Raw genomic sequence first — 25,308 nt, forward strand, 5'->3', positions numbered from 1 at the left:
GATCGCGCCCGCATACGGCGAAAAGCGGATGTTCACGTGAAGGGGAACATCCGCTTTCCGAGATCAATCTTGGAAGCGAAGGAAAAGTGCCCCGGGTGGGATTCGAACCCACGCTGTCGGTGGTTTGAGCACCGTGTCTCTACCGCTGGACTACCGAGGCTTCCTCTAAAACGAAGGCAGGCAACCACCCACCGTGCGCTCAGCTTACCGCAGCTAGGTACGCTCTTGTCAGCAGTACCCCCGCCCCTGAACGAGGAGCCCCCGTGACCGCCCCCGAGTCGCCCCAGCCCGTAGACGCGCCCGACGACGACAAGTCGCACGTGCCTCCGCTGACGACCCGTGTCGTCATCGCCGAGGACGAGGCCCTGATCCGGCTCGATCTCAAAGAGATGCTGGAGGAGGAGGGCTATGCCGTGGTCGGTGAGGCGGGTGACGGTGAGCAGGCCGTCGAGCTCGCCCGTGAGCACAAGCCGGACCTCGTCATCCTCGATGTGAAGATGCCCAAGCTGGACGGCATCTCGGCGGCGGAGAAGATCGCCGAGGAGCGGATCGCCCCGGTGCTGATGCTGACCGCGTTCTCGCAGCGCGACCTCGTCGAGCGGGCGAGGGACGCGGGGGCCATGGCGTACCTCGTGAAGCCCTTCAGCAAGAGCGATGTGGTGCCGGCCATCGAGATGGCGGTGTCGCGCTTCACGGAGCTGAAGGAGCTGGAGCGGGAGGTCGCCGACCTCAGTCAGCGGCTGGAGACGCGGAAGCTGGTGGACCGGGCGAAGTCGGTGCTGCAGACGCAGTACGGGCTGACGGAGCCGGCCGCGTTCCGGTGGATCCAGAAGACGTCGATGGACCGGCGGATGTCGATGCAGCAGGTCGCCGAGGCGGTCATCGCGGATGCCGAGGAGAAGAAGGCCGGGAAGGGCTGAGTCTGGCCGCCCGGGTGCGTACGACGAGGCCCGCGTCCCTCATATGGGGGCGCGGGCCTCGTCGTATGCGTGTCGGGGAGGGTCAGTCCTCGCCGAGGTACGCCTTGCGGACGGACTCGTCGTGGAGCAGGTCCTGGCCGGTGCCGGAGAGGACGATGCTGCCGACCTCCATGACGTGGCCGTGGTCGGCGAGCGAGAGGGCCGCCTGGGCGTTCTGCTCGATGAGCAGGATGGTCATGCCCTGGGACTTGAGTTCGGCGATCGTCGCCATGATCTTCTGCATCATGATCGGGGAGAGACCCATGGAGGGTTCGTCGAGCATGAGCAGTTTGGGCTGGGACATGAGGGCGCGGCCCATGGCGAGCATCTGCTGTTCGCCGCCGGAGAGGGTGCCCGCGGCCTGCTTGCGACGTTCGCCCAGGATGGGGAAGAGGTCGTAGGCGCGCTGGATGTCCTTGTCGATGCCGGGCTTGTCGCTGCGCAGGAAGGCGCCGAGGCGGAGGTTGTCCTCGATGGTCATGCGCGGGAAGATGTGCCGGCCCTCGGGGGAGTGGGCGAGTCCCAGGGAGACGACCTGGTGTGCGGGGGTCTTCTTGAGGGACTTGCCGTTGAACTTGATCTGGCCGCCGACGGGCTTGAGGAGGCCGGAGAGGGTGCGCAGGGTGGTGGTCTTGCCGGCGCCGTTGGTGCCGATGAGGGTGACGACTTCGCCGGCCTCGACCTTGAACGAGATGCCTTTGACGGCTTCGATCTTGCCGTAGGCGACGCGGAGGTCCTCGACTTCGAGCAGTGCGGTCATCGGTCGTTCTCCTTGCCGGGCGCGGCGTCCGTCGTGCTGTCGGCGTCCGTCGGGGTCTCGGCGTCCGTCGTGGTGCCGGGGTCCGTCGTGGTGCCGGCGCTGGCTTCGGCGGCCTCGACTTCGGCGATCTCTTCGTCGCCGGGGGCGTTCTCGAAGGGTTCGCCGAGGTAGGCGGCGATGACGCGTTCGTCGGCCTGGACGGTGGCGCTGTCGCCTTCGACGAGCTTTTCGCCCTGGACGAGGACGGCGACGCGGTCGCAGAGGTTGAAGATGAAGCGCATGTCGTGCTCGATGACGAGGACGGCGATGCCCTTGTCGCGGATGGCGAAGACCAGTTCCTCGGTCGCCCGCGTCTCCTGCGGGTTCATGCCGGCGGTGGGCTCGTCCAGGAGGAGCAGACCCGGTTCGCTGGCGAGGGCGCGGGCGATCTCCAGCTTGCGCTGTTCGCCGTAGGGGAGATTGCGTGCGAGGTGGTCGGCCTTGGCTGCGAGGCCCACGAACTCCAGGAGTTCCATGGCGCGTTCGCGTGAGGCGGCTTCGGCGCGGTGGAAGCTGGGGAGGCGCAGGACGGCGGACCAGAAGCCTTCTTTGGTGCGGGTGTGGCGGCCGACGAGGACGTTTTCCAGGACCGTCATGTTGGCGAACAGGCGGATGTTCTGGAAGGTGCGGGCGACGCCGGCGGCGGTGACCTTGAAGGATTTGGGCGGCAGGACGGTGCCCTTGTAGCGGACTTCGCCTTCGGTGGGGATGTAGAGGCCGGTGAGGCAGTTGAAGAAGGTGGTCTTGCCGGCGCCGTTGGGGCCGATGAGGCCGACGATCTCGCCGCTGTTGACGGTGAGGTCGACGTCGCGGACGGCGGTGAGGCCGCCGAAGCGCATGGTGACGCCGCGGGCGTCGAGGACGGTCTCCCCGGTGGCGGGGGTGCCGGGGGCGGTGTCCTTGGTGGTGGTGTCGGTGGTCATGGTGGTCAGGCCCCTGCCTTGGTGAGGACGGTGGGCGCTTCCGCTTCTTCGTGGAATTCGAGCTGGCGGCGTCGGTTGGGGATGAGGCCCTCAGGACGGAAGCGCATCAGCAGGATGAGTGCGAGGCCGAAGGCGAAGAGCTGGTAGTCGCCGAGGAACTGGAGCTTGTTGGGGATGAGGAAGAGCAGGGAGGCGCCGATGAGGGGTCCGCTGATGGTGCCCATGCCGCCGAGGACCACGGCGGCGAGGAGGAAGGCGGAGTTGGGCGGGATCGGGCCGGCGAAGAGGTACTGCTCGGGGGTGACGGTGTAGGTGACGTGGGCCTGGACGGTGCCGGCGAGGCCGGCGAGGGAGGCGCCGACGGCGAAGGCGATGAGCTTGACGCGGAAGCCGTTGATGCCCATGGCGAGGGCGGCGGTCTCGTCCTCGCGGATGGCGACCCAGGCGCGGCCGATGCGGGAGTCTCCGCTGCGTCGGAACACGGTCACGACGACGGCGGTGATGATCAGCATCAGGAAGAAGTAGTTGGCGAAGCGGCCGATGTCGATGCCGAGGATGTTGTGGACGGCTCCGAAGTCGAACCCGAGGATGTTGAGGTTCGGGATGGAGGCGATGCCGTTGGAGCCGTTGGTGATGTCGGGGCCGGAGGTGCCGTCGAGGTTGTTGGCGGTGATCCGGAAGATCTCTCCGAAGCCGAGGGTGACGATGGCGAGGTAGTCGCCGCGCAGTCGCAGGGTCGGGGCGCCGATGAGGACGCCGAAGACGAGGGATGCGCCGGCGCCGACGAGGGCGGCCGCCCAGAAGGGGAAGTGCACGTCGAAGGGGGAGCTGGGGGAGCCGGAGACCATGGCGGCGGCGTAGGCGCCGACGCCGAGGAAGGCGACGTAACCGAGGTCGAGGAGGCCGGCGAGGCCGACGACGATGTTCAGGCCGAGGGCGACGGTGGCGAAGATGAGGATGTAGACGCCGAGGGTCGCGTACTGGTCGTCGGTCTGGGTGAAGGGGAACGCCGCGGCGGCGACGAAGGCGCCGCAGACGGTGATGTTCTGGTGCCGGGCGGTGATCTGGGACGCCTGGGCGATCAGGCCGGACTTGTTGAGGGCGGCGAAGCCGAAGCCAGCGGTGATGAGGAAGCCGATGAACAGTTCGTCGTACTCGGTGCCGATGCCGTAGGTGAAGACGAGGAGGCCGAGGGCGAGGACGGCGACGATGATGAGGATCTCGACGTACGAGGAGAGCTTGCCGACCGGGCGGGCCGTGCCGGAGGCGAAGGCGGCCTTGACGGTGGTCCACTGGTGGGCGGCTTTGTGCTTGAAGTGCTCGCGCGCCGTGTCGTCGGGGTCGATCGGGTCGGCCTCGGGGTGCTCGAAGGGCAGGGAGAGCGCGCCGATGAAGGCGGTGAGGCTGCCGAGCGCGACGAGGTAGCCGCCGGGTTCGAGGTTGACGACGCCGCCGAGGGTGGTGCTGATCGCGAGGACCGCGTACCAGCTGGTGGCGAAGGTGGCGAGGGCGGCGAACTTGATGGCGCCGTCGGCGCCGGCGGGGATGAGCCAGCCGAGGCCCTTGACGCCGTGGGAGGCGAGGGCGAAGAGGGTGGTGAGGAGCGCCCCGATGAGGACGAGGACCTGGAGGCCGCCCGGGTAGCCGTAGACGGTCAGGTCGCCGGGGAACTCGGAGGTCCAGGTCCAGGCGAGGAAGGTGGAGATGACGGTGAGGGCGGCGCCGCCGGTGGCGAGGAGGCGGCCGATGTGCGGCGGGATGCCGATGAGGCCGGACTGCGCGGTCGCGGGCGCGCTGGGGGTTTCGGCTGTGGTGGTCTGTGTGGTCATCGGTGTCACGCCCTGTCGGCGACGCGCTCGCCGAGCAGGCCCTGGGGCCGGAACAGCAGCACGAGGATGAGGAGTACGAAGGCCCAGACGTCGGCCCAGGCGTTGCTGCCGAACTTGTCCATACCGGGGATGTCGGCGATGTAGGCGGTGGCCAGGGTCTCGGCGACGCCGAGGACGATGCCGCCGATCATGGCTCCGTAGATGTTGCCGATGCCGCCGAGGACGGCCGCGGTGAAGGCCTTGAGGCCGAGCAGGAAGCCCATCTTGAAGTCGATCTGACCGTACTTCAGGCCGTAGGCGACGGCTCCGACGGCGGCGAAGGTGGCGCCGAGGGCGAAGGCGATCACGATGATGCGGTCGGTGTTGACGCCCATGAGCTTGGCGGTGTCCGGGTCCTGGGCGGTGGCCTGCATGCCGCGTCCGGTGCGGGTCTTCATCACGAAGTAGCCGAGGAAGGCCATGCTGAGGGGGGCCGCGACGAGGAGGAAGACGTCGCCGGTCTGGATGGTGATGTTGCCGATGTCGAAGGGTCCGCCCGGGATTTCGGGGAAGGTGCGGGCGGACTTGGCCTCGGGGTACCAGGCCCAGACGGCCTGCTGGAGGGCGAGGGAGAGGCCGATGGCGGTGATGAGGGGTGCGAGGCGTGGTGCGCCTCGCAGCGGGCGGTAGGCGAACCGTTCCGCTCCCACGGCGATGGTGACGGAGACGACGATGGCGCCCACGAGCATGAGGGGCAGTGCGAGCCACATCGTGGTGCCGCCGGGAAGCCAGAGCCAGACCGTGAGAGCGCCGAAGGCTCCGGTCATGAAGATCTCGCCGTGGGCGAAGTTGATGAGCTGGACAATGCCATAGACCATTGTGTAGCCGATGGCGACAAGGCCGTACATGGATCCCAGTAGCAGGCCGTTGACCAGCTGCTGCGGCAGTTCGTTCACCGCATGTCCTCCGAGACGGTTCGGATGTTACGACGAGTGGGGCCGGATGTGAGTGCGCGCGGGGCGCCAGTGGAAACAGCGCCCCGCGCGGCTCAGGTGTGGTGCGGGTGGTGTCAGCCGGAGTAGGTACCGGACTTGACGGCCTTCCACGCGCCGTTCTCGACGGCGTAGACGGTGAGCTGCTTGTTGGTGGCGTCGCCGAACTCGTCGAAGGAGACCTTGCCGGTCACGCCCTCGAAGGAGACGTTCTGGACGGCGGCGGTGACCTTGGCGCGGGCGTCGTCGGGCAGCTTGCCGCCGTTGTCGTCGACGACCTTCTTGACGGCCTCGATGATGGACCAGGCGGAGTCGTAGGAGTAGCCGCCGTAGGCGCCGTAGGCCTCCTTGTAGCCGCCCTTGGCGTAGTTGGCGACGAACTCCTTGGCGGAGTCGAGGGTTTCGACGGGGGCGCCGACGGAGGTGGAGAGGTCGCCGGTGGCGGAGGCGCCGGCGAGCTTGATGTAGTCGTCGGCGTAGATGCCGTCGCCGCCGATGAGCGGGATCTTGGCGCCGGAGGCCTTGATCTGCTTGCTGAGCGGGCCGGCCTGCGGGTACTCGCCGCCGTAGTAGACGGCTTCGGCGCCGGAGTTCTTCACCTCGGTGGCGACGGCGGAGAAGTCCTTGGACTCGGGGTTGATGTGCTGGGTGCCGACGACGGTGCCGCCGAGCTTCTTGAACTCCTCGGTGAAGGTGCCCGCGAGGCCGGCGCCGTAGGTCTTCTTGTCGTCGATGACGAAGACCTTCTTCTTCTTGGCGTCGTTGTAGACGTACTGGGCGGCGAACGGGCCCTGGATGGCGTCCGTGGTCGCGGTACGGAAGTACGACTTGTACGTGCGGGCCTTGCTGGTGGCCCAGTTGGTGCCCTGGGTGAGCGCCGGGTTGGTGTTGGCCGGGGAGACCTCGACCAGCTTGGCGTCGTCGAAGACCTTCTGCATCGACTCGGCGACGGAGGAGTTCAGCGGGCCGACGACGCCGATGACGCTCTTGTCGGCGACGAGCGCGGTGGCGTTCTGCTGGCCCGCGGAGGGCTGCGCCTGGTCGTCCTTGGAGACGACCTTGAAGGTGACGCCTTCGACGTACTTCTTGTCGTTGGCGGTCTTGGCGGCGAGGTCGACGGAGTTGCGGATGCCGAGGCCCAGCGCGGACAGGTCGCCGGTGAGCGGGGCGTCGACGCCGATGGTGACGACGGTGCCGCCGCTGTCGGAGCTCTTGTCGCCGCTGTCCCGCGAGCCGCAGGCGGTGAGGGTGAGTGCTCCCGCGGAAAGCGCGGCGGTGATGGCGATGAGCGAACGTTGACGCACGTTCCAGTCCTTTCCCTGGGCGGCCCTCCCCCCTGGAAGAGGCCGAGTCGAACGCCGGCCGAAGTGATATTCCGGCCGCGGTGACTGGCCGTGACTCTAAGCCGGGGCGAGAACATGGAGGAGAGTCTGACCAAGGCTGTGACGCTCTTGTTATGACACGAGGTAATGCAGAGCGGTACCCCGAGGGTGGAACAGTGGAATTCCAGCCGATTCGCCCTGTCCGCATGGTGAGAACTCGCAGGACGGGCCAGGGGAGTTCAGGCGTGTCAGGTGTTTTGGTGATTACGCGGATTCGTTGCTGCAGGCGACTTGTAGGGCTTCGGAGAGGTCGTGTGCATACCGTGGGCCGAGGATGAAGCTCTGGACTTGTATTGCACGCACATTACGTAGAGTTACATCCAGGAAAGGGAGTCCGGCGTTCCTCGGCACTTTTCCGCATCCCGTGACATGCATGGTGATCGCGATCGTGCGGGCGGATCCAGATTCTGTCCGAAAAGGGGCCAGCGGGGCCGATGTCAGGGCGAGTCCGGCGTAGGGCTGCGTCACGCGGGTCACGGTGACGGGCGGCCCCGGATCGACGACGCTCAGGAGCACCTCGAAACCGAAGCTTTTCGGTGGCGCCCCGGGCGCCGGGGCGAGGCCGCCGAGATAGGTGATCTCCACCGTCTGAGCCGGGAACGGCGGTGCGGGGGACGGGTGTTGACGCTCGGTCCGCCGGGTGTCGCAGAGATAGCCGCTGCCCGCGAGCAGGGCCACGGCGGTCAGGGTGGCGAGCGCGGCCCGGCGGTGCTCGGCGTAGAGGCGGGCGGCCCGGCCACGCGGTTTCGCGGGCGGCGCCGGGGGCTCTTCCTGCGCGTGCGTGCCCGTTCCGGGTTCGACGGGGCCGACGCCGCTCACTGCCAGGGACCCTTGCCGGGGCCGCCGGAGCGGTACCAGTCGGCGCAGCCCGTGCGTGCCTCGCGATCGATCAACTCGGCTGCAGCGTCGGCTCCTTGGCGTTTCTTCTCGGTTCGCGCGGCGTTCACGACGGTCCGCAGGATCTCGTACTGGCCGTTGGACAGGCCCATCGACTGGTAGTCACCGTAGGTAGGGGAGTCCAGGACCTCGCGCGCCCAGTAGGTGACGATGCGCGTGCACAGGTCTTCGGGCGGGGTGGGTGAGGGGGAGGGGGTGCCGCTCGCACCGCTCGTGCCGCCGGCGTCGCCCGTTCCGGCCGCTTCGCCCGTTCTGTCTGCTTCGCCCGTTCTGTTGGCGCCGGCCGTTCTGTTCGTGTCGGCCGTTCTCTTCGCGTCGGCCGTGCCGGCGGCGGCGCCCGTTCCGCTCGCTTGGCCCGTCGCGTTCGTGTCGCCCGGGCCGCCGCAGCCGGTCGTCAGGGTGCCCGTCAGGAGCGCGAGTCCGAGCAGTCGCGCCGCCGCGGGCCGAGAAAAGAGGCCTCCCGTTGCCATGCCCCGACGCTAGGGCGCCCGGCGGCGCGGGGCAACGGCCCCGCACACGCCGCGACGTGCCCCGGGTGCTCAGCCCGCCGCGTGCACGCGAGCCTGGTCGCTCGGGTTCACGTCACGCAGCAGACAGGTCAGCCGCGCCGTGCAGACCCGCCGGTCCTCTTCGTCGCTGATCACGATCTCGTACGTGGCGGTGGTGCGTCCGCGGTGCACGGGTGTGGCGACCCCGGTCACCAGGCCGGAGCGGGCGCCGCGGTGGTGGGTGCAGTTGAGGTCGACACCGACGGCGATCTTGGTGCTGCCGCCGTGCAGCATGGAGCCGACCGAGCCGAGGGTCTCGGCGAGCACGGCGGAGGCGCCGCCGTGCAGCAGGCCGTACGGCTGGGTGTTGCCCTCGACCGGCATGGTGCCGACGACGCGGTCGGCGGACGCCTCCACGATCTGGACGCCCATCCGGTTGCCGAGGTGGCCGGCGGAGAACAGGGCGGGCAGGTCGACCCCGAGCGCGGCGTACTCGTCGAGGACCTCCTGCGGGAACTTCACGTGCTGCTGCTCGCCCATGGGTCCGGCTCCGTTCGTCGTGATCTGTACGGCGGTGCCGTGCCGTTTCCGCTCGGCACGGTCCCTGAGCAAACGCTCAGTCGGTGGCCGATTGTTCCAGACGCACGACGACGGACTTGCTGGCCGGGGTGTTGCTGGTGTCCGCGGTGGCGTCCAGCGGGACCAGGACATTGGTCTCCGGGTAGTAGGCGGCCGCGCAGCCCCGCGCCGTCGGATAGAGCACCACCCGGAAGCCGGGAGCCCGCCGCTCCACGCCGTCCTTCCACTCGCCCACCAGGTCGACGTACGAGCCGTCGGCCACCCCCAGCGCCCGGGCGTCCTCGGCGTTGACGAGCACGACCCGCCGGCCGTTCCTGATGCCCCGGTAGCGGTCGTCGAGGCCGTAGATCGTGGTGTTGTACTGGTCGTGCGAGCGCAGCGTCTGGAGCAGCAGCCGGCCCTCGGGCAGTTCGGGGAACTCGACCGGCGCGGCGGTGAAGTTGGCCTTGCCGGTGGCCGTCGGGAAGCGGCGCTCGTCACGCGGGGCGTGGGGGAGGGCGAAGCCGCCGGGGTCGGCGACGCGCGCGTTGAAGTCCTCGAAGCCCGGGATCACGCGGGCGATGCGGTCGCGGATCGTCGCATAGTCCTTCTCGAACTCCTCCCAGGGAGTGGCGCTGTCCGCGCCGAGCACCCGGCGGGCGAGCCGGGCCACGATGGCGGGTTCGCTCAGCAGGTGCGTGCTCGCCGGCGCGAGCCGGCCGCGGGAGGCGTGCACCATGCCCATCGAGTCCTCGACCGTGACGAACTGCTCGCCGCCGCCCTGGACGTCCCGTTCGGTGCGGCCGAGGGTCGGCAGGATCAGCGCCCGCGCGCCGGTGACGACGTGCGAGCGGTTGAGCTTCGTGGACACGTGCACCGTCAGCTTCGCGCGCCGCATGGCCGCCTCGGTGACGTCCGTGTCGGGGGAGGCGGAGACGAAGTTGCCGCCCATGGCGAAGAAGACCTTCGCCTCGCCGTCGCGCAGCGCGCGGATGGCCCGTACGACGTCGTAGCCGTGCTCGCGCGGCGGCGCGAACCCGAACTCCTTCTCCAGGGCGTCCAGGAAGGCGGGGGCGGGCCGCTCGAAGATGCCCATCGTGCGGTCGCCCTGCACGTTGGAGTGGCCGCGCACCGGGCAGACGCCCGCGCCCGGACGGCCGATGTTGCCGCGCAGCAGCAGGAAGTTGACCACTTCGCGGATGGTCGGGACGGAGTGCTTGTGCTGGGTGAGGCCCATGGCCCAGCACACGATGGTGCGCTCGGAGGCGAGCACCATCCGCAGCGCCTTCTCGATCTCCTCGCGGGTGAGGCCGGTCGCCGCGAGCGTCTCGTCCCAGTCGGCGGCGCGGGCGGCCGCGGCGAACTCCTCGTAGCCATGGGTGTGTTCGTCGACGAAGGCCTGGTCGACGGCGCCGTCCGTCTCCAGGATCAGCCGGTTCAGGAGGCGGAAGAGGGCCTGGTCGCCGCCGATGCGGATCTGGAGGAACAAGTCGTTGAGCGCGGCGCCCTTGAGCATGCCCTGGGGGGTCTGCGGATTCTTGAAGCGCTCCAGGCCCGCTTCGGGCAGCGGGTTGACGCTGATGATCCGCGCGCCGTTCGCCTTGGCCTTCTCCAGCGCGGACAGCATCCGCGGGTGGTTGGTGCCCGGGTTCTGGCCGGCGACGATGATCAGATCGGCCTGGTAGAGGTCCTCCAGCAGGACGCTTCCCTTGCCGATGCCGATCGTCTCGTTCAGTGCCGAGCCCGACGACTCGTGGCACATGTTCGAGCAGTCCGGCAGGTTGTTGGTGCCCAGCTCGCGCGCGAAGAGCTGGTAGAGGAACGCGGCCTCGTTGCTGGTGCGGCCCGAGGTGTAGAAGAGGGCCTCGTCGGGCGAGCCGAGCGCGGCGATCTCCTCGGCGACTATGTCGAAGGCGCGCTCCCAGCTGACCGGCTCGTAGTGCTCCGCCCCTTCGGGGAGGTACATGGGGTGCGTGAGGCGTCCCTGCTGCCCCAGCCAGTAGCCGCTGCGTCCGTTGAGGTCCGGCACGGAGTGCGCGGCGAAGAACTCCGGGGTGACCCGGCGCAGGGTGGCCTCCTCGGCGACCGCCTTCGCGCCGTTCTCGCAGAACTCCGCCGCGTGCCGGTGGTCCGGCTCCGGCCAGGCGCAGCCCGGGCAGTCGAAGCCGTCCTTCTGGTTCACACGCAGCAGGGTCAGGGCGGTGCGCCGCACACCCATCTGCTGCTGGGCCATGCGCAGGGAGTGCCCGACGGCCGGCAATCCCGCGGCCGCGTGCTTCGGCTCCGCGACCTGCGGCGCGTCCTGGACCGGATCTGCCTTGGGCGGCTTCGTCGCCATCGCACGCTCTCCTTCTGCTGCGCGGGTGCTGTGTCTGCGGGGACTGTGCCGCCGCGGTCCCACCGCGGACCCGCGGATCCCCGACTCCTCCGATCCTCGCACGTACCGGTGACAGCGCTTCCGGCCGGGCACGCGGGGATCGGGAGCGATGATCGCGTGAGAGCGGACGACCGCACTTCCCCTGTGCCGCCGCGCCCTGTCTCCGCTGTGCCGGGGCCGTCTCTGCTGGGCCGCGCTCTGTTTACTGTGCCGCGCTCTGTTTCCACTGTGCCGCGTTCCGTCTCTTTCCGTGCCTGCCGGGGCGCCGCCGGGTTCGGGGCGCGCGGTCGGGGCGGGCCGGGGTGGGGCGGCGGTGGGAGTGCGGTGGGCGGAGCCGAGTGTCAGTGCGGCGTGGCAGGATCGGGGACGTGGCAGAGACAGCAGCGAAGAAGACCGACCGTACCCCCGGCGAGAGCCGTCCGCGACTGATGCTCATGGACGGGCACTCGCTGGCCTACCGCGCGTTCTTCGCGCTGCCCGCGGAGAATTTCACGACCGCGACGGGGCAGCCGACGAACGCGATCTACGGCTTCGCGTCGATGCTGGCCAACACGCTGCGCGACGAGGCGCCCACGCACTTCGCGGTGGCCTTCGACGTCTCCCGCAAGACCTGGCGCTCCGAGGAGTTCACGGAGTACAAGGCGAACCGTTCCAAGACCCCGGACGAGTTCAAGGGCCAGGTCGAGCTGATCGGCGAGCTCCTCGACGCGATGCACGTCTCCCGGTTCGCGGTGGACGGCTTCGAGGCCGACGACATCATCGCCACGCTCGCCACCCAGGCCGAGGCCGCCGGCTTCGACGTGCTGATCGTCACCGGTGACCGCGACTCCTTCCAGCTGGTCTCCGAGCACACGACGGTGCTCTATCCGACGAAGGGCGTCTCCGAGCTGACCCGCTTCACCCCGGAGAAGGTTTTCGAGAAGTACGGATTGACGCCCGCGCAGTACCCCGACTTCGCGGCCCTGCGCGGCGACCCGTCCGACAACCTGCCCGGCATCCCCGGCGTCGGCGAGAAGACCGCCGCGAAGTGGATCAACCAGTTCGGGTCGTTCGCGGACCTGGTCGAGCGTGTCGACGAGGTCAAGGGCAAGGCCGGGCAGAACCTGCGCGACCACCTGGACGCGGTCACGCTCAACCGCCGGCTCACCGAGATGGTGCGGGACGTCGAGCTGTCGAAGACGGTCGCCGACCTGGAGCGCGCGCCGTACGACCGCAAGACCCTCGCGATGATCCTGGACACCCTGGAGATCCGTAACCCCTCGCTGCGCGAGCGGCTCCTCGCCGTCGACCCGGGCGCCGAGGAGGCCGAGGAGACCGTGGTGCTCGCGCCGGGCGTGGAGCTGGACGGCACGGTGCTCGGCACCGGCGAGCTGGCCGGCTGGCTCGGCGAGCACGGCACCGAGGTCCTCGGCGTCGCCACCGTCGGCACCTGGGCGCTGGGCACCGGCTCGGTCTCCGAGGTCGCCCTCGCCGCGGCCGGCGGACCGGCCGCCTGGTTCGACCCGGCCGAGCTGGACGAGGGCGACGAGAACGCCTTCGCGGCCTGGCTGGCCGACGCCGGCAGCCCGAAGATCTTCCACAACGCCAAGGGCGCCATGCGGGTCTTCGCCGAGCACGGCTGGAGCGTCGCGGGCGTGCGCATGGACACCGCGCTCGCCGCCTACCTCGTCAAGCCGGGCCGGCGCTCCTTCGACCTGGACGCGCTGTCCCTGGAGTACCTGGGCCGGGAGCTGGCCCCGGCCGCCGCGGCCGACGGCCAGCTGGCCTTCGGCGCGGACGACGGAGCCGAGGCCGAGGCGCTGATGGTGCAGGCCCGCGCGATCCTCGACCTGGGCGAGGCCTTCGAGGGCCGGCTGGAGGAGGCCGGTGCCGCGGACCTCCTGCGGGACATGGAGCTGCCCACCTCCGCGCTCCTCGCGCGCCTGGAGCGGCACGGCATCGCGGCGGACCGGGCCCACCTGGAGGCCATGGAGCAGATGTTCGCGGGCGCGGTGCAGCAGGCCGTGAAGGAGGCGCACGCGGCGGCCGGGCACGAGTTCAACCTGGGCTCGCCCAAGCAGCTCCAGGAAGTGCTGTTCGGTGAGCTGGCCCTGCCGAAGACCAAGAAGACGAAGACCGGCTACACCACCGACGCCGACGCCCTCGCCTGGCTGGCCGGCCAGACCGACAACGAACTGCCGGTCATCATGCTCCGCCACCGCGAGCAGGCGAAGCTGCGCGTCACCGTCGAGGGCCTGATCAAGACGATCGCGGGCGACGGCCGTATCCACACCACCTTCAACCAGACGGTGGCGGCGACGGGCCGACTGTCCTCCACGGACCCGAACCTGCAGAACATCCCGGTCCGCACGGACGAGGGCAGGGCGATCCGGCGCGGCTTCGTCGTCGGCGAGGGCTTCGAGTCGCTCATGACGGCGGACTACAGCCAGATCGAACTGCGGGTGATGGCCCACCTCTCCGAGGACGAGGGACTGATCGAGGCGTTCACCTCCGGCGAGGACCTGCACACCACTGTCGCCTCGCAGGTCTTCTCGGTCGAGCGCACCGCCGTCGACGCGGAGATGCGCCGCAAGATCAAGGCGATGTCGTACGGCCTGGCGTACGGCCTGTCGGCCTTCGGCCTGTCCCAGCAGCTGAACATCGAGGCGGCCGAGGCCCGCGCGCTCATGGACACCTACTTCGAGCGCTTCGGCGGGGTCCGGGACTATCTGCGCCGGGCCGTGGACGAGGCACGGGCCACGGGCTACACCGAGACCCTCTTCGGCCGCCGCCGTCACCTGCCCGACCTCAACAGCGACAACCGGCAGCGCCGTGAGACGGCCGAGCGGATGGCCCTCAACGCGCCCATCCAGGGCACGGCGGCGGACATCGTCAAGATCGCCATGCTCCATGTGGACCGGGCGTTGCGGGAGGCGGACCTCAAGTCCCGGATGCTCCTCCAGGTGCACGACGAAATCGTCCTGGAGATCGCCCCCGGCGAGCGCGCGGCGACCGAGGAGATCGTCCGCCGCGAGATGGCGGGCGCGGTCCACCTCCGCGCCCCGCTGGACGTGTCGGTGGGCGTGGGGCCGGACTGGGAGTCGGCGGCGCACTAGCCGGGGCTCGGCCCCGGCCGAGGGTTTCGGCGCGGGCTCGCCGGCCGCCCTCCTCCGGGCGGAACGAGACGGACACGCGGGGGCGTCCCGCCGGGCGGGACGCCTGTCGGGCCATGCGCCCGTCGGACCCGGTGCCTGTCGGACCGGGTGTCCGTCGCGCGTCCGTCCGAGGGACCGTCGATCAGGTCGCCCGCGCGTCCGGCTGCCGTCCGTACCGCGGGCCATCCGGCGGTCTCCGGGCCGTGGGCCACCCGACGATCTGTCCGGCTACCGGGCTGTCCGCCCGGCGGCCCGCTGGTCCGGCCGTTCGCCCCGGGCGCCCGGTCGCCGGGCAGTCGTCGGCCGCCGCGAGCTTCGAGCGGCGCGCGGGGGCGGCGGGGCGCGGCCGAGCGGCGCGACATGACCGATCCGGCGCGACGCGATCGGGCGGTGTGGTGCGGTGTGGTGTTGTGCGGCCGGGTGGCCGTACGCGGCCCGGCGGCGGGAAGGTGTCCCGACGCTGCGATCGGAAGCTGTGAGGTCGGCGGGCGGCGGCGCGCGCCACGCCGACGAGCGGCGGGATTCGCCCGAGCGGTTCGGCGCGGCGGGATTCCCGAACGGTTCGGTGCGGCGCGATGAGATCGGTCGGCGAGGTGCGGCTGACCGATGCGCGGCCGAGCGATGCGCTGCCGGTCGTAGAGCGTGGTCGAGCGTGTGTGAGGTCGGTTGCTGCGGTGGGGTCGGGTGGTGGTGTGTGGCCGGGCCGTGGGCTTGCGTCGGGGCGGGTGTTTTGGGTGGTCGGGGCCGGTGCGGTCGGGTGGTGGGGTGGCGCGGGCCGTTCGGGCGGTGTCCGACGCACTACCGCAGCAACCCGTCACTCGCGTGGACCCCGCGAGTGAGCCCGCCGGTACCCGGGCCCGTAAGGATGCGGGCATGGGTATACGCATGCTCCACCGTCGGACGGGACCCGATCGGGCCCGTCCCCAGGGACAGTCGTCGGCGCAGGCTGGTGGCACGGGCACGGCTGTTACCGGCGCCGGGCTTCCGGCGGTCCCGGCCTTCGCCGCCGGGGCGGCCACCGTCCGCATCCCCACCACCACGGCCATGGCCCTGAGGAAGCTGGCCCGGCGGCTCCGGTGCGGGGTCACCCGCCGAGAACCGGCCCTCGTACGGGCCCACGAGACGCCCGCGTGGCGGCTGTGGGCCGAGACCGGCCGGGGCTACCTGGATCTGCTCGTCGCCCGGGTGCCCAGGCGGCGGCGCAGGGCGGGCACCCTCACCGTGTTCGTCGCGCCGCCCGTCAAGCTCCGTCGCCCTCCGGACGGCCCCGCCCCACGCTGACCCTCACCCGGTCCCCGGCGGCGGCCCCCGCCGCCGGGCGCCACACCCGGACGCCGACGGCGTACAGCAGCAGCCCCAGGAGCAGCCCCGCGCCCGCGCCGAAGCACACGGTCGGGATCACCTCCCACGGTCTGGCCGTCGCACCCCGGTACGCCCACCACCGCGACACCCGGTGCGCCGCCCCGGCCAGCGCGCAGCCACCGAGCACGGCGACCGCCCACCACCGGTCCCGCCCCGACAGGACGGGCACACCGGTCGCCACTCCGGCCACCGCCGCATTTTCCGCCTCCGCCGACCGCGGTACGCGTACCGCCGCCCGTCGCAGCGCGAGCGCCACGAACGTGATGATCACGACCGCGGCCACGGCCGAGCTGCCGTACTGCAGGTACCAGTACAGCGGCGAGCCCGCCACACTCCGGCCCAGGACGGGGAACAGCCGCGTCCCCCAGCGGTCGTGGTGGGTGAACGCGTCCCACACGACGTGGGTCAGCGCGCCGAGCGCCGCCGACACGTACCACCACCCCACCGAGGCCGGACGCACGCGCACGCGTGGGGCCCCGCAGCGCAGCAGCGACGCCCAGCGCCCCTGCCGGGCGCCCGGCAGCAACGCCACCAGCGGCTCGCGCACCAGCAGCCACAGCCCCACCAGGGCCCAGGCGACGAGCACGTCGACGGTGAAGACGCCCGGGAAGGAGTGGGTGACCTCGCCGAACTCCATCGCTCCCGAGAGGACACTCGCCGCGTAGTAGGTCATGTCGGGCGCGAAGGATCCGGCCACGAGTACGGCCGGCAGCAGCGGACCGCGGCCGGATCCGTCGGTGCGCATGGCGGGCAGCACGGCTGCCGCATGACTCAGGGTGAACGGCAACCTGGCCCCCCGGGGCGGATATTGGCCGAAACGGTCGGCCAAGTGATCATCGATGTCCAGTATGCGGGACGATCACCCCGGCGAACCGAACTTGGCCAACTGGTGAATATCGGGCACGAACGGGTGCCCGAGGAAAAGAAGTTGTCGTAGGGTCGCCTGGGTCACACGCCCAGGGGGGCAACCCCCGCTGCGGGTCGATCGTCACACCAGGGCGGGAACACCAGCGGGAACACAGGAACAGGTCGGTCGGACGCACTTCGCGTCCACGGGAGGGATGCACTCTATGGCGGCGCAATTCGGCAGGAGACTCCGTAAGGGCGCGCTCGCCACCACCGTGGCGGCGGCCGCGGTCGCGGCACTCTCCGCGTCCCAGGCGCCGGGGGCGACGGTCGACGACCAGGGCAGGCAGACGGCGGCCGCCGACAGCCAGCCCTCGCCCGAGGTCGCCGCCGACGACGGCGCGGCCACCGGCAACTCGCCGTACTACACGGACCTGCCGCCGCTGAACAGCCCGAGCCCCGCGCCGAGCGCGAGCACCGGCCCCAGCGCCGGGGCCCCCGCCACGGGCCCGGCCGAGGCGGGCATCCCCGCGACCGTCCTGGACGCCTACAAGAAGGCCGCGGCCGAGCTGGCCGTGTCCAAGGCCGGCTGCAACCTGCCCTGGGAGCTCCTCGCCGCCATCGGCAAGGTCGAGTCGGGCCAGGCCCGCGGCGGCAACGTCGACGCGAACGGCACCACCCTCAGCCCGATCCTGGGCCCGAAGCTGAACGGCGACGGCTTCGCGTACATCAAGGACACCGACCACGGCGCGTACGACGGTGACAGCACCGTCGACCGGGCGGTGGGCCCCATGCAGTTCATCCCGTCCACCTGGGCGTGGGCGGGCCGCGACGGCAACGGTGACGGGGTCGAGAACCCCAACAACATCTACGACGCGGCGCTCGCGGCGGGCCACTACCTCTGCCGCTACGACTGGGACCTGTCCGGCCAGGCCGACCTCGACCGCGCGATCCTCAGCTACAACAACTCGCAGGACTACCTGAACACGGTCCTGTCGTGGCTGGAGTACTACCGCAAGGGCACCCACGAGATCCCGAACGGCACCGGTATCGTGCCCTCCAGCCGCAGTGACGACCACGGCAGCGGGCCGGGCACCCACGCCCCGACCGCGCCCCCGTCGTCCAAGCCCGGCACGCCTCCCAGCGGCAGCCCGGCCCCGTCGAAGCCGGGCACCCCGGCCCCGACGCCCACCGACACGGTGGACCACCTGAAGGACGTCGGCACGCTGAAGCTCACCGCGACGGCGGGCGAGGCGTTCGACAGGAAGATCAACACGCGGGCCGAGACCAAGGCCGGCAAGGGTGTCGGCAAGGTCAGGATCCGCTTCACCATCGTCGGCGACACCGACACCACCTTCGCCGGCGGCGAGAGCGTCGCCACGGTGGCGACCAACAGCGTCGGCCTCGCGGTCGCGCCCGGGCTCCAAGCGGGCGAGAAGACGGGCGACTTCACCGTCCGCGCCGTCCTCATAGGCCGCACGGTCTCCGCCGTCGAGTACCCGGCCACCGTCACCGCGCGGGCCGCCGACGCCCTCACCCGCACCAGCGACACCGCGCTGACCTGCACCTCGGGCGGGGAGTTCGCGGACCAGGTCGAGGTGAAGGCCACCTACGGCGGTGCCGCCGCGGGCAAGGTCGCGGCCACCGCCACGCTGGTGAAGTCGGCGGACGACCCGGCCGAGAACGACAAGGGTCCCTCCTTCAAGGACGCGGACGGCAAGGCCGTACGCACCCTCACGGGCCTGACGACGGACGCGAACGGTCTGCTGAAGCTGCCCAAGCTGTACGCGGACGACGTCACCGGCACGTTCCTGCTGCGCATCACCACCACGGGTGGCGCGACGCTGACCGTCGAACTGACGGTCACGGCGCCCGAGACGACGCCGAGCCCGTCGCCGAGCGCCTCCGAGAGCCCCTCGGCCTGACCCGCGCACGACCAGGGCGTCCCTCCGCTTCGGCGGCGGGGCGCCCTGTTGCATGTGCCCGACGTGTTCTCATCTCGGCCACCCGTTGCTACGGTGCCCGATCTGACGAGGTATCAGATCCTGTCCGCCGGGAGGTTCCGCATGCGCGCACTGATCGCCGCCGCGACCGGTCTCGCCCTCGCGTTCGCCCTGGTCCTCACCGTCACCGCGCTCGGGTCACCGTCCGGCAGCACCTCCCCGAAACCCATGCTGACGACGGTGCCCGCGCACCCGTAGCCGCCACACCCGCGTCCGCGTGTCCCGTGCTCTGTCCGCCGTGCTCTGTCCGCCGTCCGCCGTCCGCCGTGCTCCGTCCGCCGAAGCCGTCCACCCGGGAGGGAGGCCGAGATGCGCCGCAAGTCCGGCCTGGTCCTGCTCGCGCTCGCTGTGTTCTTCGCGGCGCTGTCCCCGCTCCTGCGCTGGTACGCCTTCCCGCGCCTGGCCAAGATCCCGGCGAACCAGTACCAGGACATGGTCCTGGAGGCCAAGGACGCCACCCTCCTCGACTACGGCACGATGCGCTCCCGCAAGGTCTCCGAGGTCACCATCGTGCAGACCCTGAAGGGCGACGTGGACGCGTCGGAGCGGATCGAGCGGACCGCCGGCCGGGACGTCGTGGTCTGGGACGGTCTGTCCTACGTCCAGGGCCCCGACGGCAAGATGGTCTCCAAGCTGCCGGAGCGCTACATCTTCGACGCCCACACCCAGGAACCCGTGCACGCCACCGGCGAGATGGTCGACGGCGATCCGGTCAGGCGCGAGGGCATCGAGTTCAAGTGGCCCTTCCTGACGGAGAAGCGGGACTACGAGTACTTCGACGCCCAGACCCGCACCTCGGCCCCCATCCACTACCAGGGCACCCGGACCTTCCGCGGCCTGAAGGTCTACTACTTCGAACAGACCGTGCCCTGGACCCGGGTCCCGCTGCCGAAGACCATGCCCGTCCAGGGCGTCACCCCGGAATCGGTCGCGAAGACCGGCACCACCCGCTGGTACACCACGGTCCGCCGCTTCTGGGTCGAACCGGTCACCGGCGCTCCCGTCTACGGCGAGGAGATCCACCAGGAGGAACTGCGCGGCGGCACCCTGCTCGGCGGGCGCGAGAAGGTCACGGCTTTCGCCGGGCACGTGAAGATGCGCGAGGACTACATCGAGCACACGGTCGCCCTGGTCAAGTCGAACCGCACCCTGGTCCTGCTGCTGACGTCCTATCTGCCCTGGGGCTTCCTCGCCCTGGCCGCGCTGCTGCTGACCCTCTCCCTCTGGCTGGAGGCACGCGGGCGCCGCCCCGCCGGCCCCGCACCGGAGCCGAGCCCGGCCCCCGAGCCGCTCATCGCCTGAGCCGGGCGCTCGTGTGCCTGGTCGGCTCCGCCGCGGCGGGGTCCTCGGGCCACGGATGCTTCGGATAGCGGCCGCGCAGTTCGGCCCGTACGCCCTTGTAGCCGTCCTGCCAGAAGGAGGCGAGGTCGGCGGTGACGGCGGCGGGCCGGCCCGCGGGCGAGAGCAGATGGACCAGCAGCGGCACCCCCGCGACGGCCGGCGACTCCTGGAGCCCGAACATCTCCTGCAGCTTCACCGCGAGCACGGGCCGCGCGGGATCGCCGTAGTCGATCCGGATCCTGGACCCGCTGGGGACGGTGATCCGTTCGGGGGCGAGCTCGTCGAGGCGGGCGGCTTCCCCGGAGGCCCAGGGGAGCAGCCGGGCCAGCGCCTGCCCGGCGTCGATCCGCCCCAGGTCCGCGCGCCGCCGCGCCCGGCCGAGCTCCGGCTCCAGCCACTCGTCCACGCGCGCGTGGAGCGCGTCGTCGCCGACGTCCGGCCACGGGTCGCCCAGGCGCAGCCGGAGAAAGGCGAGCCGTCGGCGCAGCACGGCCGCGTCCGGCGTCCACCGCAGCAGCCCGAACCCCTCCTGCCGCATCCCTTCGAGCAGCGCCTCCCGGACGAGAGCGGGGTCGGCGTCGGGCAGGGCCCACACGGCCAGCTCCACCGCGCCGAGCCGTTCCACCCGCCGGGCGACGACATCACCGTCGGCCCAGCGCACCTCCTGGCCCTCGCCGTACAGCGGCGCCGCGGCCCGCCGGGCCACGTCCTCGTCCACCACCGCGGCGAGCTGCACGCGTGCGTGCCCCTTGCCCAGCGGCCGGTCCGCGACCGCGACCGCCAGCCAGGACGCCCCGCCCAGCCGCGAGCCCTCCCGGACCTCGGCCCGCGTCCCGGAGACCATGAGGTAGGACCCGCCGTGCGCTGTGGCGACCCGCTCGGGGAACGCGAGGGCCGCGACCAGTCCGACGAGCCGGTCCTCCCCGGCGTCAGGACGGTCCTCGGCGTCCCGCACCGGCGCCGGGGAGCGCTCCGGCGCCGGGGAGCCACCGGCGGGCCCGTCGGCCGATCCGGCCGCGGACCGCAGCCGCCGTACCTCCGTCCGCCACCGCCCCGCGTAGGCGTCGCCCCCGCGCCGGGCCGCGCGCAGCGCCGCCGCGAGATCGTCGCCGTACTCCCGCGGCGGCTCCTCGCTCAGCAGCGCCACCACCTCGGCCGCCCGGTCCGCGCCGACCGACGCTGCCGCGTCCAGCAGCGCCCGCCCCAGCCGTGGATGCAGACCCAGCCGGGCCATCCGGATCCCGCGCGCGGTGGCCCGGCCGGCGGTGTCGACCGCCCCGATCGCCGTCAGCACGGACCGCGCCGCCGTCATCGCGCCGCCCGGCGGGGGATCGAGGAGCGCGAGCCCGGAGGCCTCCGGATCTCCCCAGCAAGCCGTCTGGAGGGCGAACGCGGTCAGGTCGGCCACCTTGATCTCCGGCGCCGGGAAGGGCGGCAGCCGAGTGTCCTCCGCCTGCGACCAGCACCGGTACACCGCGCCCGGCGCCTCACGCCCGGCCCGCCCGGCCCGCTGCCGCGCCGCCGCCCGCGACGCCCGTACGGTCGCCAGCGCGCTCAGCCCGCGCGCGTGGTCGACGCGCGGCTCCCGCGCCAGCCCCGAGTCGACGACCACCCGCACCCCGGGCACCGTCAGCGACGACTCCGCCACGGACGTCGCCAGGACCACCCGGCGCCGCGCGCCCGGCGCCAGCACCGCGTCCTGTACGGCCGCGGGCGCCCGCCCGTGCACCTGGAGCACGTCGATGCCCTCGCCGTGTTCTTCGAGATTCCCGAGCTGCCCCGCGACCCGCGCGATCTCGCCCACGCCCGGAAGGAAACAGAGCACGTCCCCGGACCGCTCGGCCAGCGCCCGCCGCACCACCGACGCCACGTGCGCCGGCAGCGCCGGGTCGACCCGCATCCCGTGCGGCGGCCGCAGCGGGCGGGCCGGGGGCGCCCAGACCACCTTGACCTCGTAGGCGGCGCCCCGCGTCTCGACCACGGGGGCCCCGCCCAGCAGCCGGGCCCAGCCCGCCGAGTCGGTCGTCGCCGAGGCGGCCACCAGCCGCAGCTCGGGCCGCAGGGTCTCGCGCACGTCCCACAGGAACGCCGCCACCGTGTCCGCGTCCAGATGCCGCTCGTGGCACTCGTCGAGCACCACCACGTCGACGCCCGCGAGCTCCTGGTCCCGCTGGAGGCGCTGGAGCAGCACGCCGGTGGTGACGACCTCCACGCGCGTGTGCCGCCCCACCACCCGCTCCCCGCGCACGGTGTAGCCGACGCGCTCGCCGACCTTCTCGCCCAGCAGCCAGGCCATCCGCCGGGCCGCGGCCCGCGCCGCGATCCGCCGGGGCTCCGCCACGACCACCCGCCGCACCGGGCCCCGGCCGGTCAGACCGGCCAGGGCGAGCGGGACGAGCGTCGTCTTGCCGGTGCCGGGCGGCGCCACGAGGACGGCCGTGCCGTGCCCCGCCAGGGCGTCGTCCAGGGCGGGCAGGGCGGCGCGTACCGGCAGCGCGTCCAGGGCGTCGTAACGGATCACCCGCTCAGTCTCGTACGCACACGAAGACGGCCGTCCCCGGGATCAGGTTCCCGCGCAGCGGCGACCAGCCGCCCCACTCGGCGGTGTTCCAGGCCGGCCACTCCGGTTCGACCAGGTCGACCAGGCGGAAACCGGCCGCCACGACGTCCCGGACGCGGTCGCCGACGGTCCGGTGGTGCTCCACGTAGACCGCGCGGCCCTCCTCGTCCTGCTCCACGTACGGCGTGCGGTCGAAGTAGGAGGCCGCCACCGACAGCCCCTCCGGGCCGGGCTCGTCCGGGAACGCCCAGCGGATCGGGTGCGTCACCGAGAAGACGAAGCGGCCGCCGGGCCGCAGCACCCGGTGCACCTCGCGCAGCACGCGCACCGGGTCCGCGACGAACGGCAGCGCGCCGTACGCCGAGCACGCCAGGTCGAAGGAGGCGTCCGCGAAGGGGAGCGCGCCCGCGTCCGCGCACACGAGAGGGAACGATCCGCCGATGCGCAGCGCGTGCTGGAGCTGGCGGTGGGAGATGTCCAGGGCGACCGGGCGGGCACCCTGGCCGGCCAGCCAGCGCGCGCACTGCGCGGCACCCGCGCCGATCTCCAGGACGTCCTTGTCCTTGAGGTCCTCGGGCGGGCCGAGCAGCTCCGCCTCCACCTCGTCCAGGCCCTCGGGGCCCCAGACGAAGCGGTCGTCGCCGAGGAAGGTGCCGTGCTCGACCTGGTACTCGTCCGCGTTGCGGTCCCACCAGCCCCGGTTGGCCCGGACGCTCTCCGTGGCGTCCGAGTCGCGTCGGGTGGCTTCCGCTTCGAAGGCTTCGGGCTCTTGGATGATCGGCTCCCGCGTATTAGTCTGCGGCCACTTCCGCGCGACCCGCCGAGGGTGTGTCACTCGGGGGGTCTTTTCGGCCTGCATGGCCTTGTGGGACGGATATTGTGCCGGGATTGGGGCGTTCTGCCCCGGGTGTGCGCCTTCGCGCATTGACCCTGCCCGGCTGCCCCCGTATGCTACAAGTTGCGCTGCGGGCCTGCGCACCTCAGACCTAGCAGGTTGCGCTCGCATCTGTTGTATGTCCCCTCGGTTCTCGAGGCGCCACCGGAGTTTCGTCGGTGTGGCGCTTCCTTGGCTGTCCGGCGTCTTCAGAGCGATACGGGCTCCCGGCGTAGCAGTACCTACGACTTCAATGTCCGTACCGGAGCCCTTTCCCACATGACGAGCAGCACCGAGACCACCGCCACCACCCCGCAGGTTGCGGTCAACGACATCGGTAACGAGGAAGCATTCCTCGCCGCGATCGACGAGACGATCAAGTACTTCAACGACGGCGACATCGTCGACGGCGTCATCGTGAAGGTCGACCGGGACGAGGTCCTGCTCGACATCGGTTACAAGACCGAAGGTGTCATCCCGAGCCGCGAGCTCTCGATCAAGCACGACGTCGACCCGAACGAGGTCGTCAAGGTCGGCGACGAGATCGAGGCCCTTGTTCTCCAGAAGGAGGACAAGGAAGGCCGCCTGATCCTCTCGAAGAAGCGCGCCCAGTACGAGCGCGCCTGGGGCACGATCGAGAAGATCAAGGAAGAGGACGGCATCGTCACCGGCACCGTCATCGAGGTGGTCAAGGGTGGTCTCATCCTCGACATCGGCCTCCGTGGCTTCCTGCCGGCCTCCCTCGTCGAGATGCGCCGTGTCCGCGACCTCCAGCCCTACGTGGGCAAGGAGCTCGAGGCCAAGATCATCGAGCTGGACAAGAACCGCAACAACGTGGTCCTGTCCCGCCGTGCCTGGCTGGAGCAGACCCAGTCCGAGGTCCGCCAGACGTTCCTCACGACCCTCCAGAAGGGTCAGGTCCGCTCCGGCGTCGTGTCCTCGATCGTCAACTTCGGTGCCTTCGTGGACCTGGGTGGCGTCGACGGTCTGGTTCACGTCTCCGAGCTGTCCTGGAAGCACATCGACCACCCCTCCGAGGTGGTCGAGGTCGGCCAGGAAGTCACCGTCGAGGTCCTCGACGTCGACATGGACCGCGAGCGTGTCTCCCTGTCGCTGAAGGCGACCCAGGAAGACCCGTGGCAGCAGTTCGCCCGTACGCACCAGATCGGCCAGGTCGTCCCGGGCAAGGTCACGAAGCTGGTTCCGTTCGGTGCGTTCGTCCGCGTGGACGAGGGCATCGAGGGTCTGGTCCACATCTCCGAGCTGGCCGAGCGCCACGTGGAGATCCCGGAGCAGGTCGTCCAGGTCAACGACGAGATCTTCGTCAAGGTCATCGACATCGACCTCGAGCGGCGTCGCATCAGCCTCTCGCTGAAGCAGGCCAACGAGTCCTTCGGTGCCGACCCGGCCTCGGTCGAGTTCGACCCGACCCTGTACGGCATGGCCGCGTCGTACGACGACCAGGGCAACTACATCTACCCCGAGGGCTTCGACCCCGAGACCAACGACTGGCTCGAGGGCTTCGAGTCGCAGCGTGAGGTCTGGGAGAACCAGTACGCCGAGGCGCAGCAGCGCTTCGAGCAGCACCAGGCTCAGGTCATCAAGTCCCGCGAGGCGGACGCCGCCGCGGCCGCCGAGGGTGGCGAGGCTGCCGCTCCGTCCGCGTCCGGTGGCGGTGGCGGTGGCGGTTCGTACTCCTCCGAGGGTGCCGACACGTCCGGCGCGCTGGCCTCGGACGAGGCGCTTGCCGCGCTGCGCGAGAAGCTGGCCGGCGGCCAGAGCTGATCGCTGAGCAGTAGCTGTAGCTCTCACCGAGGGCCCGCACCCACACCGGGTGCGGGCCCTCGGTCCGTCCGGCCCCGTGTCCGGCTCTCGGTCCGTCCGGTCCGGTGTCCGGCTCTCGGTCTGTCCGGTCCGGTTCGGTCCGTCCGGCCGGGTGTTTGGCCCTCGGCCCATCCGGCCCGGTGTTCGGCCCTCGGCCCGTCCGGGCTTCGAGCGCGAGCGG

The 25,308-nt window shown here is 71.2% G+C and carries 19 protein-coding genes and 1 tRNA gene; 7 read left to right on the forward strand and 13 right to left on the reverse strand.

Features of this window, described 5'->3' with window-relative positions; translation table 11 throughout:
• Positions 1–87: 87 nt before the first annotated feature.
• Positions 88–160: transfer RNA gene (locus tag ACWCQK_RS12830), tRNA-Leu, on the reverse strand.
• 103 nt (positions 161–263) lie between these two features.
• Here ACWCQK_RS12830 and ACWCQK_RS12835 point away from each other — a divergent pair.
• Positions 264–920: an ANTAR domain-containing response regulator gene (locus ACWCQK_RS12835; RefSeq protein ID WP_451154948.1), complete on the forward strand. Its 657-nt coding sequence runs from the start codon at positions 264–266 to the stop codon at positions 918–920.
• A gap of 82 nt (positions 921–1,002) precedes the next feature.
• Here ACWCQK_RS12835 and ACWCQK_RS12840 read toward each other — a convergent pair whose 3' ends face one another.
• The 9 genes from ACWCQK_RS12840 to ACWCQK_RS12880 all read right to left on the reverse strand — a co-directional run bounded on the left by ACWCQK_RS12840 (position 1,003) and on the right by ACWCQK_RS12880 (position 11,144).
• Positions 1,003–1,719, reverse strand: coding sequence for an ABC transporter ATP-binding protein (locus ACWCQK_RS12840; RefSeq protein ID WP_451154950.1), 717 nt, complete (start codon positions 1,717–1,719; stop codon positions 1,003–1,005).
• Positions 1,716–2,681 carry an ABC transporter ATP-binding protein gene (locus ACWCQK_RS12845; protein WP_451154952.1) on the reverse strand — a complete coding sequence of 322 codons (966 nt, stop codon included), beginning with the start codon at positions 2,679–2,681 and terminating at the stop codon, positions 1,716–1,718. Before ACWCQK_RS12845 ends, ACWCQK_RS12840 begins: the two co-directional genes overlap by 4 nt.
• 5 nt (positions 2,682–2,686) lie before the next feature.
• The gene (locus ACWCQK_RS12850; protein ID WP_451154954.1) at positions 2,687–4,510 is read right to left on the reverse strand and encodes a branched-chain amino acid ABC transporter permease; all 1,824 of its coding nucleotides are present in this window, start codon (positions 4,508–4,510) and stop codon (positions 2,687–2,689) included.
• A gap of 5 nt (positions 4,511–4,515) precedes the next feature.
• Positions 4,516–5,445 (reverse strand): branched-chain amino acid ABC transporter permease, encoded by a 930-nt coding sequence (locus tag ACWCQK_RS12855; RefSeq protein ID WP_451154956.1) that lies wholly within the window; start codon positions 5,443–5,445, stop codon positions 4,516–4,518.
• Between the two features lie 113 nt (positions 5,446–5,558).
• Complete coding sequence (locus ACWCQK_RS12860) at positions 5,559–6,785, reverse strand: branched-chain amino acid ABC transporter substrate-binding protein (protein WP_451154958.1); 1,227 nt, start codon at positions 6,783–6,785, stop codon at positions 5,559–5,561.
• A 282-nt stretch (positions 6,786–7,067) separates the two neighbouring features.
• The gene (locus ACWCQK_RS12865) at positions 7,068–7,682 is read right to left on the reverse strand and encodes a Tat pathway signal sequence domain protein (RefSeq protein WP_451154960.1); all 615 of its coding nucleotides are present in this window, start codon (positions 7,680–7,682) and stop codon (positions 7,068–7,070) included.
• Positions 7,679–8,230, reverse strand: a complete 552-nt coding sequence (locus ACWCQK_RS12870) for a hypothetical protein (RefSeq protein ID WP_451154962.1) — start codon at positions 8,228–8,230, stop codon at positions 7,679–7,681. Before ACWCQK_RS12870 ends, ACWCQK_RS12865 begins: the two co-directional genes overlap by 4 nt.
• Before the next feature lie 69 nt (positions 8,231–8,299).
• A complete protein-coding gene (locus ACWCQK_RS12875) occupies positions 8,300–8,788 on the reverse strand; it encodes a PaaI family thioesterase (RefSeq protein ID WP_451154964.1) in 489 nt (162 codons plus the stop codon).
• A gap of 76 nt (positions 8,789–8,864) precedes the next feature.
• Positions 8,865–11,144 (reverse strand): FdhF/YdeP family oxidoreductase, encoded by a 2,280-nt coding sequence (locus ACWCQK_RS12880; RefSeq protein WP_451154966.1) that lies wholly within the window; start codon positions 11,142–11,144, stop codon positions 8,865–8,867.
• A 407-nt stretch (positions 11,145–11,551) separates the two neighbouring features.
• Between ACWCQK_RS12880 and polA the strand changes: the two genes are divergently transcribed.
• A complete protein-coding gene (gene polA / locus ACWCQK_RS12885) occupies positions 11,552–14,278 on the forward strand; it encodes a DNA polymerase I (protein ID WP_451154968.1) in 2,727 nt (908 codons plus the stop codon).
• 912 nt (positions 14,279–15,190) lie between these two features.
• On the forward strand, positions 15,191–15,598 hold the full coding sequence (locus ACWCQK_RS12890; protein ID WP_451154970.1) for a hypothetical protein: 408 nt from the start codon (positions 15,191–15,193) through the stop codon (positions 15,596–15,598).
• On the opposite strand, the gene ACWCQK_RS12895 is transcribed toward ACWCQK_RS12890, so the two are convergent.
• Complete coding sequence (locus ACWCQK_RS12895) at positions 15,558–16,466, reverse strand: DUF4184 family protein (RefSeq protein ID WP_451154972.1); 909 nt, start codon at positions 16,464–16,466, stop codon at positions 15,558–15,560. The genes ACWCQK_RS12890 and ACWCQK_RS12895 overlap by 41 nt on opposite strands.
• Positions 16,467–16,749: 283 nt before the next feature.
• On the opposite strand from ACWCQK_RS12895, the gene ACWCQK_RS12900 reads away from it, so the two are divergent.
• From ACWCQK_RS12900 to ACWCQK_RS12910, 3 genes are all read left to right on the forward strand, one after another.
• Complete coding sequence (locus ACWCQK_RS12900) at positions 16,750–18,450, forward strand: lytic murein transglycosylase (RefSeq protein WP_451154974.1); 1,701 nt, start codon at positions 16,750–16,752, stop codon at positions 18,448–18,450.
• A 141-nt stretch (positions 18,451–18,591) separates the two neighbouring features.
• On the forward strand, positions 18,592–18,726 hold the full coding sequence (locus ACWCQK_RS12905) for an SPW_0924 family protein (protein ID WP_451154976.1): 135 nt from the start codon (positions 18,592–18,594) through the stop codon (positions 18,724–18,726).
• A 111-nt stretch (positions 18,727–18,837) separates the two neighbouring features.
• Positions 18,838–19,830 carry a DUF3068 domain-containing protein gene (locus ACWCQK_RS12910; protein WP_451154978.1) on the forward strand — a complete coding sequence of 331 codons (993 nt, stop codon included), beginning with the start codon at positions 18,838–18,840 and terminating at the stop codon, positions 19,828–19,830.
• Here ACWCQK_RS12910 and hrpB read toward each other — a convergent pair.
• The gene (gene hrpB, locus ACWCQK_RS12915; protein ID WP_451154980.1) at positions 19,820–22,390 is read right to left on the reverse strand and encodes an ATP-dependent helicase HrpB; all 2,571 of its coding nucleotides are present in this window, start codon (positions 22,388–22,390) and stop codon (positions 19,820–19,822) included. The genes ACWCQK_RS12910 and hrpB overlap by 11 nt on opposite strands.
• 4 nt (positions 22,391–22,394) lie before the next feature.
• Entirely contained in the window at positions 22,395–23,354 is a 960-nt protein-coding gene (locus tag ACWCQK_RS12920) for a class I SAM-dependent methyltransferase (protein WP_451154982.1), read from the reverse strand.
• A gap of 228 nt (positions 23,355–23,582) precedes the next feature.
• On the opposite strand from ACWCQK_RS12920, the gene rpsA reads away from it, so the two are divergent.
• Positions 23,583–25,088 carry a 30S ribosomal protein S1 gene (rpsA, locus tag ACWCQK_RS12925; protein WP_385783477.1) on the forward strand — a complete coding sequence of 502 codons (1,506 nt, stop codon included), beginning with the start codon at positions 23,583–23,585 and terminating at the stop codon, positions 25,086–25,088.
• Positions 25,089–25,308: the final 220 nt, after the last annotated feature.

The organism is Streptomyces sp. NPDC002306, from assembly GCF_053593435.1.

Coding starts and splice junctions, on each gene's coding strand:
- ACWCQK_RS12840 (WP_451154950.1), bottom strand. CDS start 1,719: ATGACCGCACTGCTCGAAGTCGAGGACCTCCGCGTCGCCTACGGCAAG.
- ACWCQK_RS12845 (WP_451154952.1), bottom strand. CDS start 2,681: ATGACCACCGACACCACCACCAAGGACACCGCCCCCGGCACCCCCGCC.
- ACWCQK_RS12850 (WP_451154954.1), bottom strand. CDS start 4,510: ATGACCACACAGACCACCACAGCCGAAACCCCCAGCGCGCCCGCGACC.
- ACWCQK_RS12870 (WP_451154962.1), bottom strand. CDS start 8,230: ATGGCAACGGGAGGCCTCTTTTCTCGGCCCGCGGCGGCGCGACTGCTC.
- ACWCQK_RS12875 (WP_451154964.1), bottom strand. CDS start 8,788: ATGGGCGAGCAGCAGCACGTGAAGTTCCCGCAGGAGGTCCTCGACGAG.
- ACWCQK_RS12880 (WP_451154966.1), bottom strand. CDS start 11,144: ATGGCGACGAAGCCGCCCAAGGCAGATCCGGTCCAGGACGCGCCGCAG.
- ACWCQK_RS12890 (WP_451154970.1), top strand. CDS start 15,191: ATGGGTATACGCATGCTCCACCGTCGGACGGGACCCGATCGGGCCCGT.
- ACWCQK_RS12900 (WP_451154974.1), top strand. CDS start 16,750: ATGGCGGCGCAATTCGGCAGGAGACTCCGTAAGGGCGCGCTCGCCACC.
- ACWCQK_RS12905 (WP_451154976.1), top strand. CDS start 18,592: ATGCGCGCACTGATCGCCGCCGCGACCGGTCTCGCCCTCGCGTTCGCC.
- ACWCQK_RS12910 (WP_451154978.1), top strand. CDS start 18,838: ATGCGCCGCAAGTCCGGCCTGGTCCTGCTCGCGCTCGCTGTGTTCTTC.
- ACWCQK_RS12920 (WP_451154982.1), bottom strand. CDS start 23,354: ATGCGCGAAGGCGCACACCCGGGGCAGAACGCCCCAATCCCGGCACAA.
- rpsA (WP_385783477.1), top strand. CDS start 23,583: ATGACGAGCAGCACCGAGACCACCGCCACCACCCCGCAGGTTGCGGTC.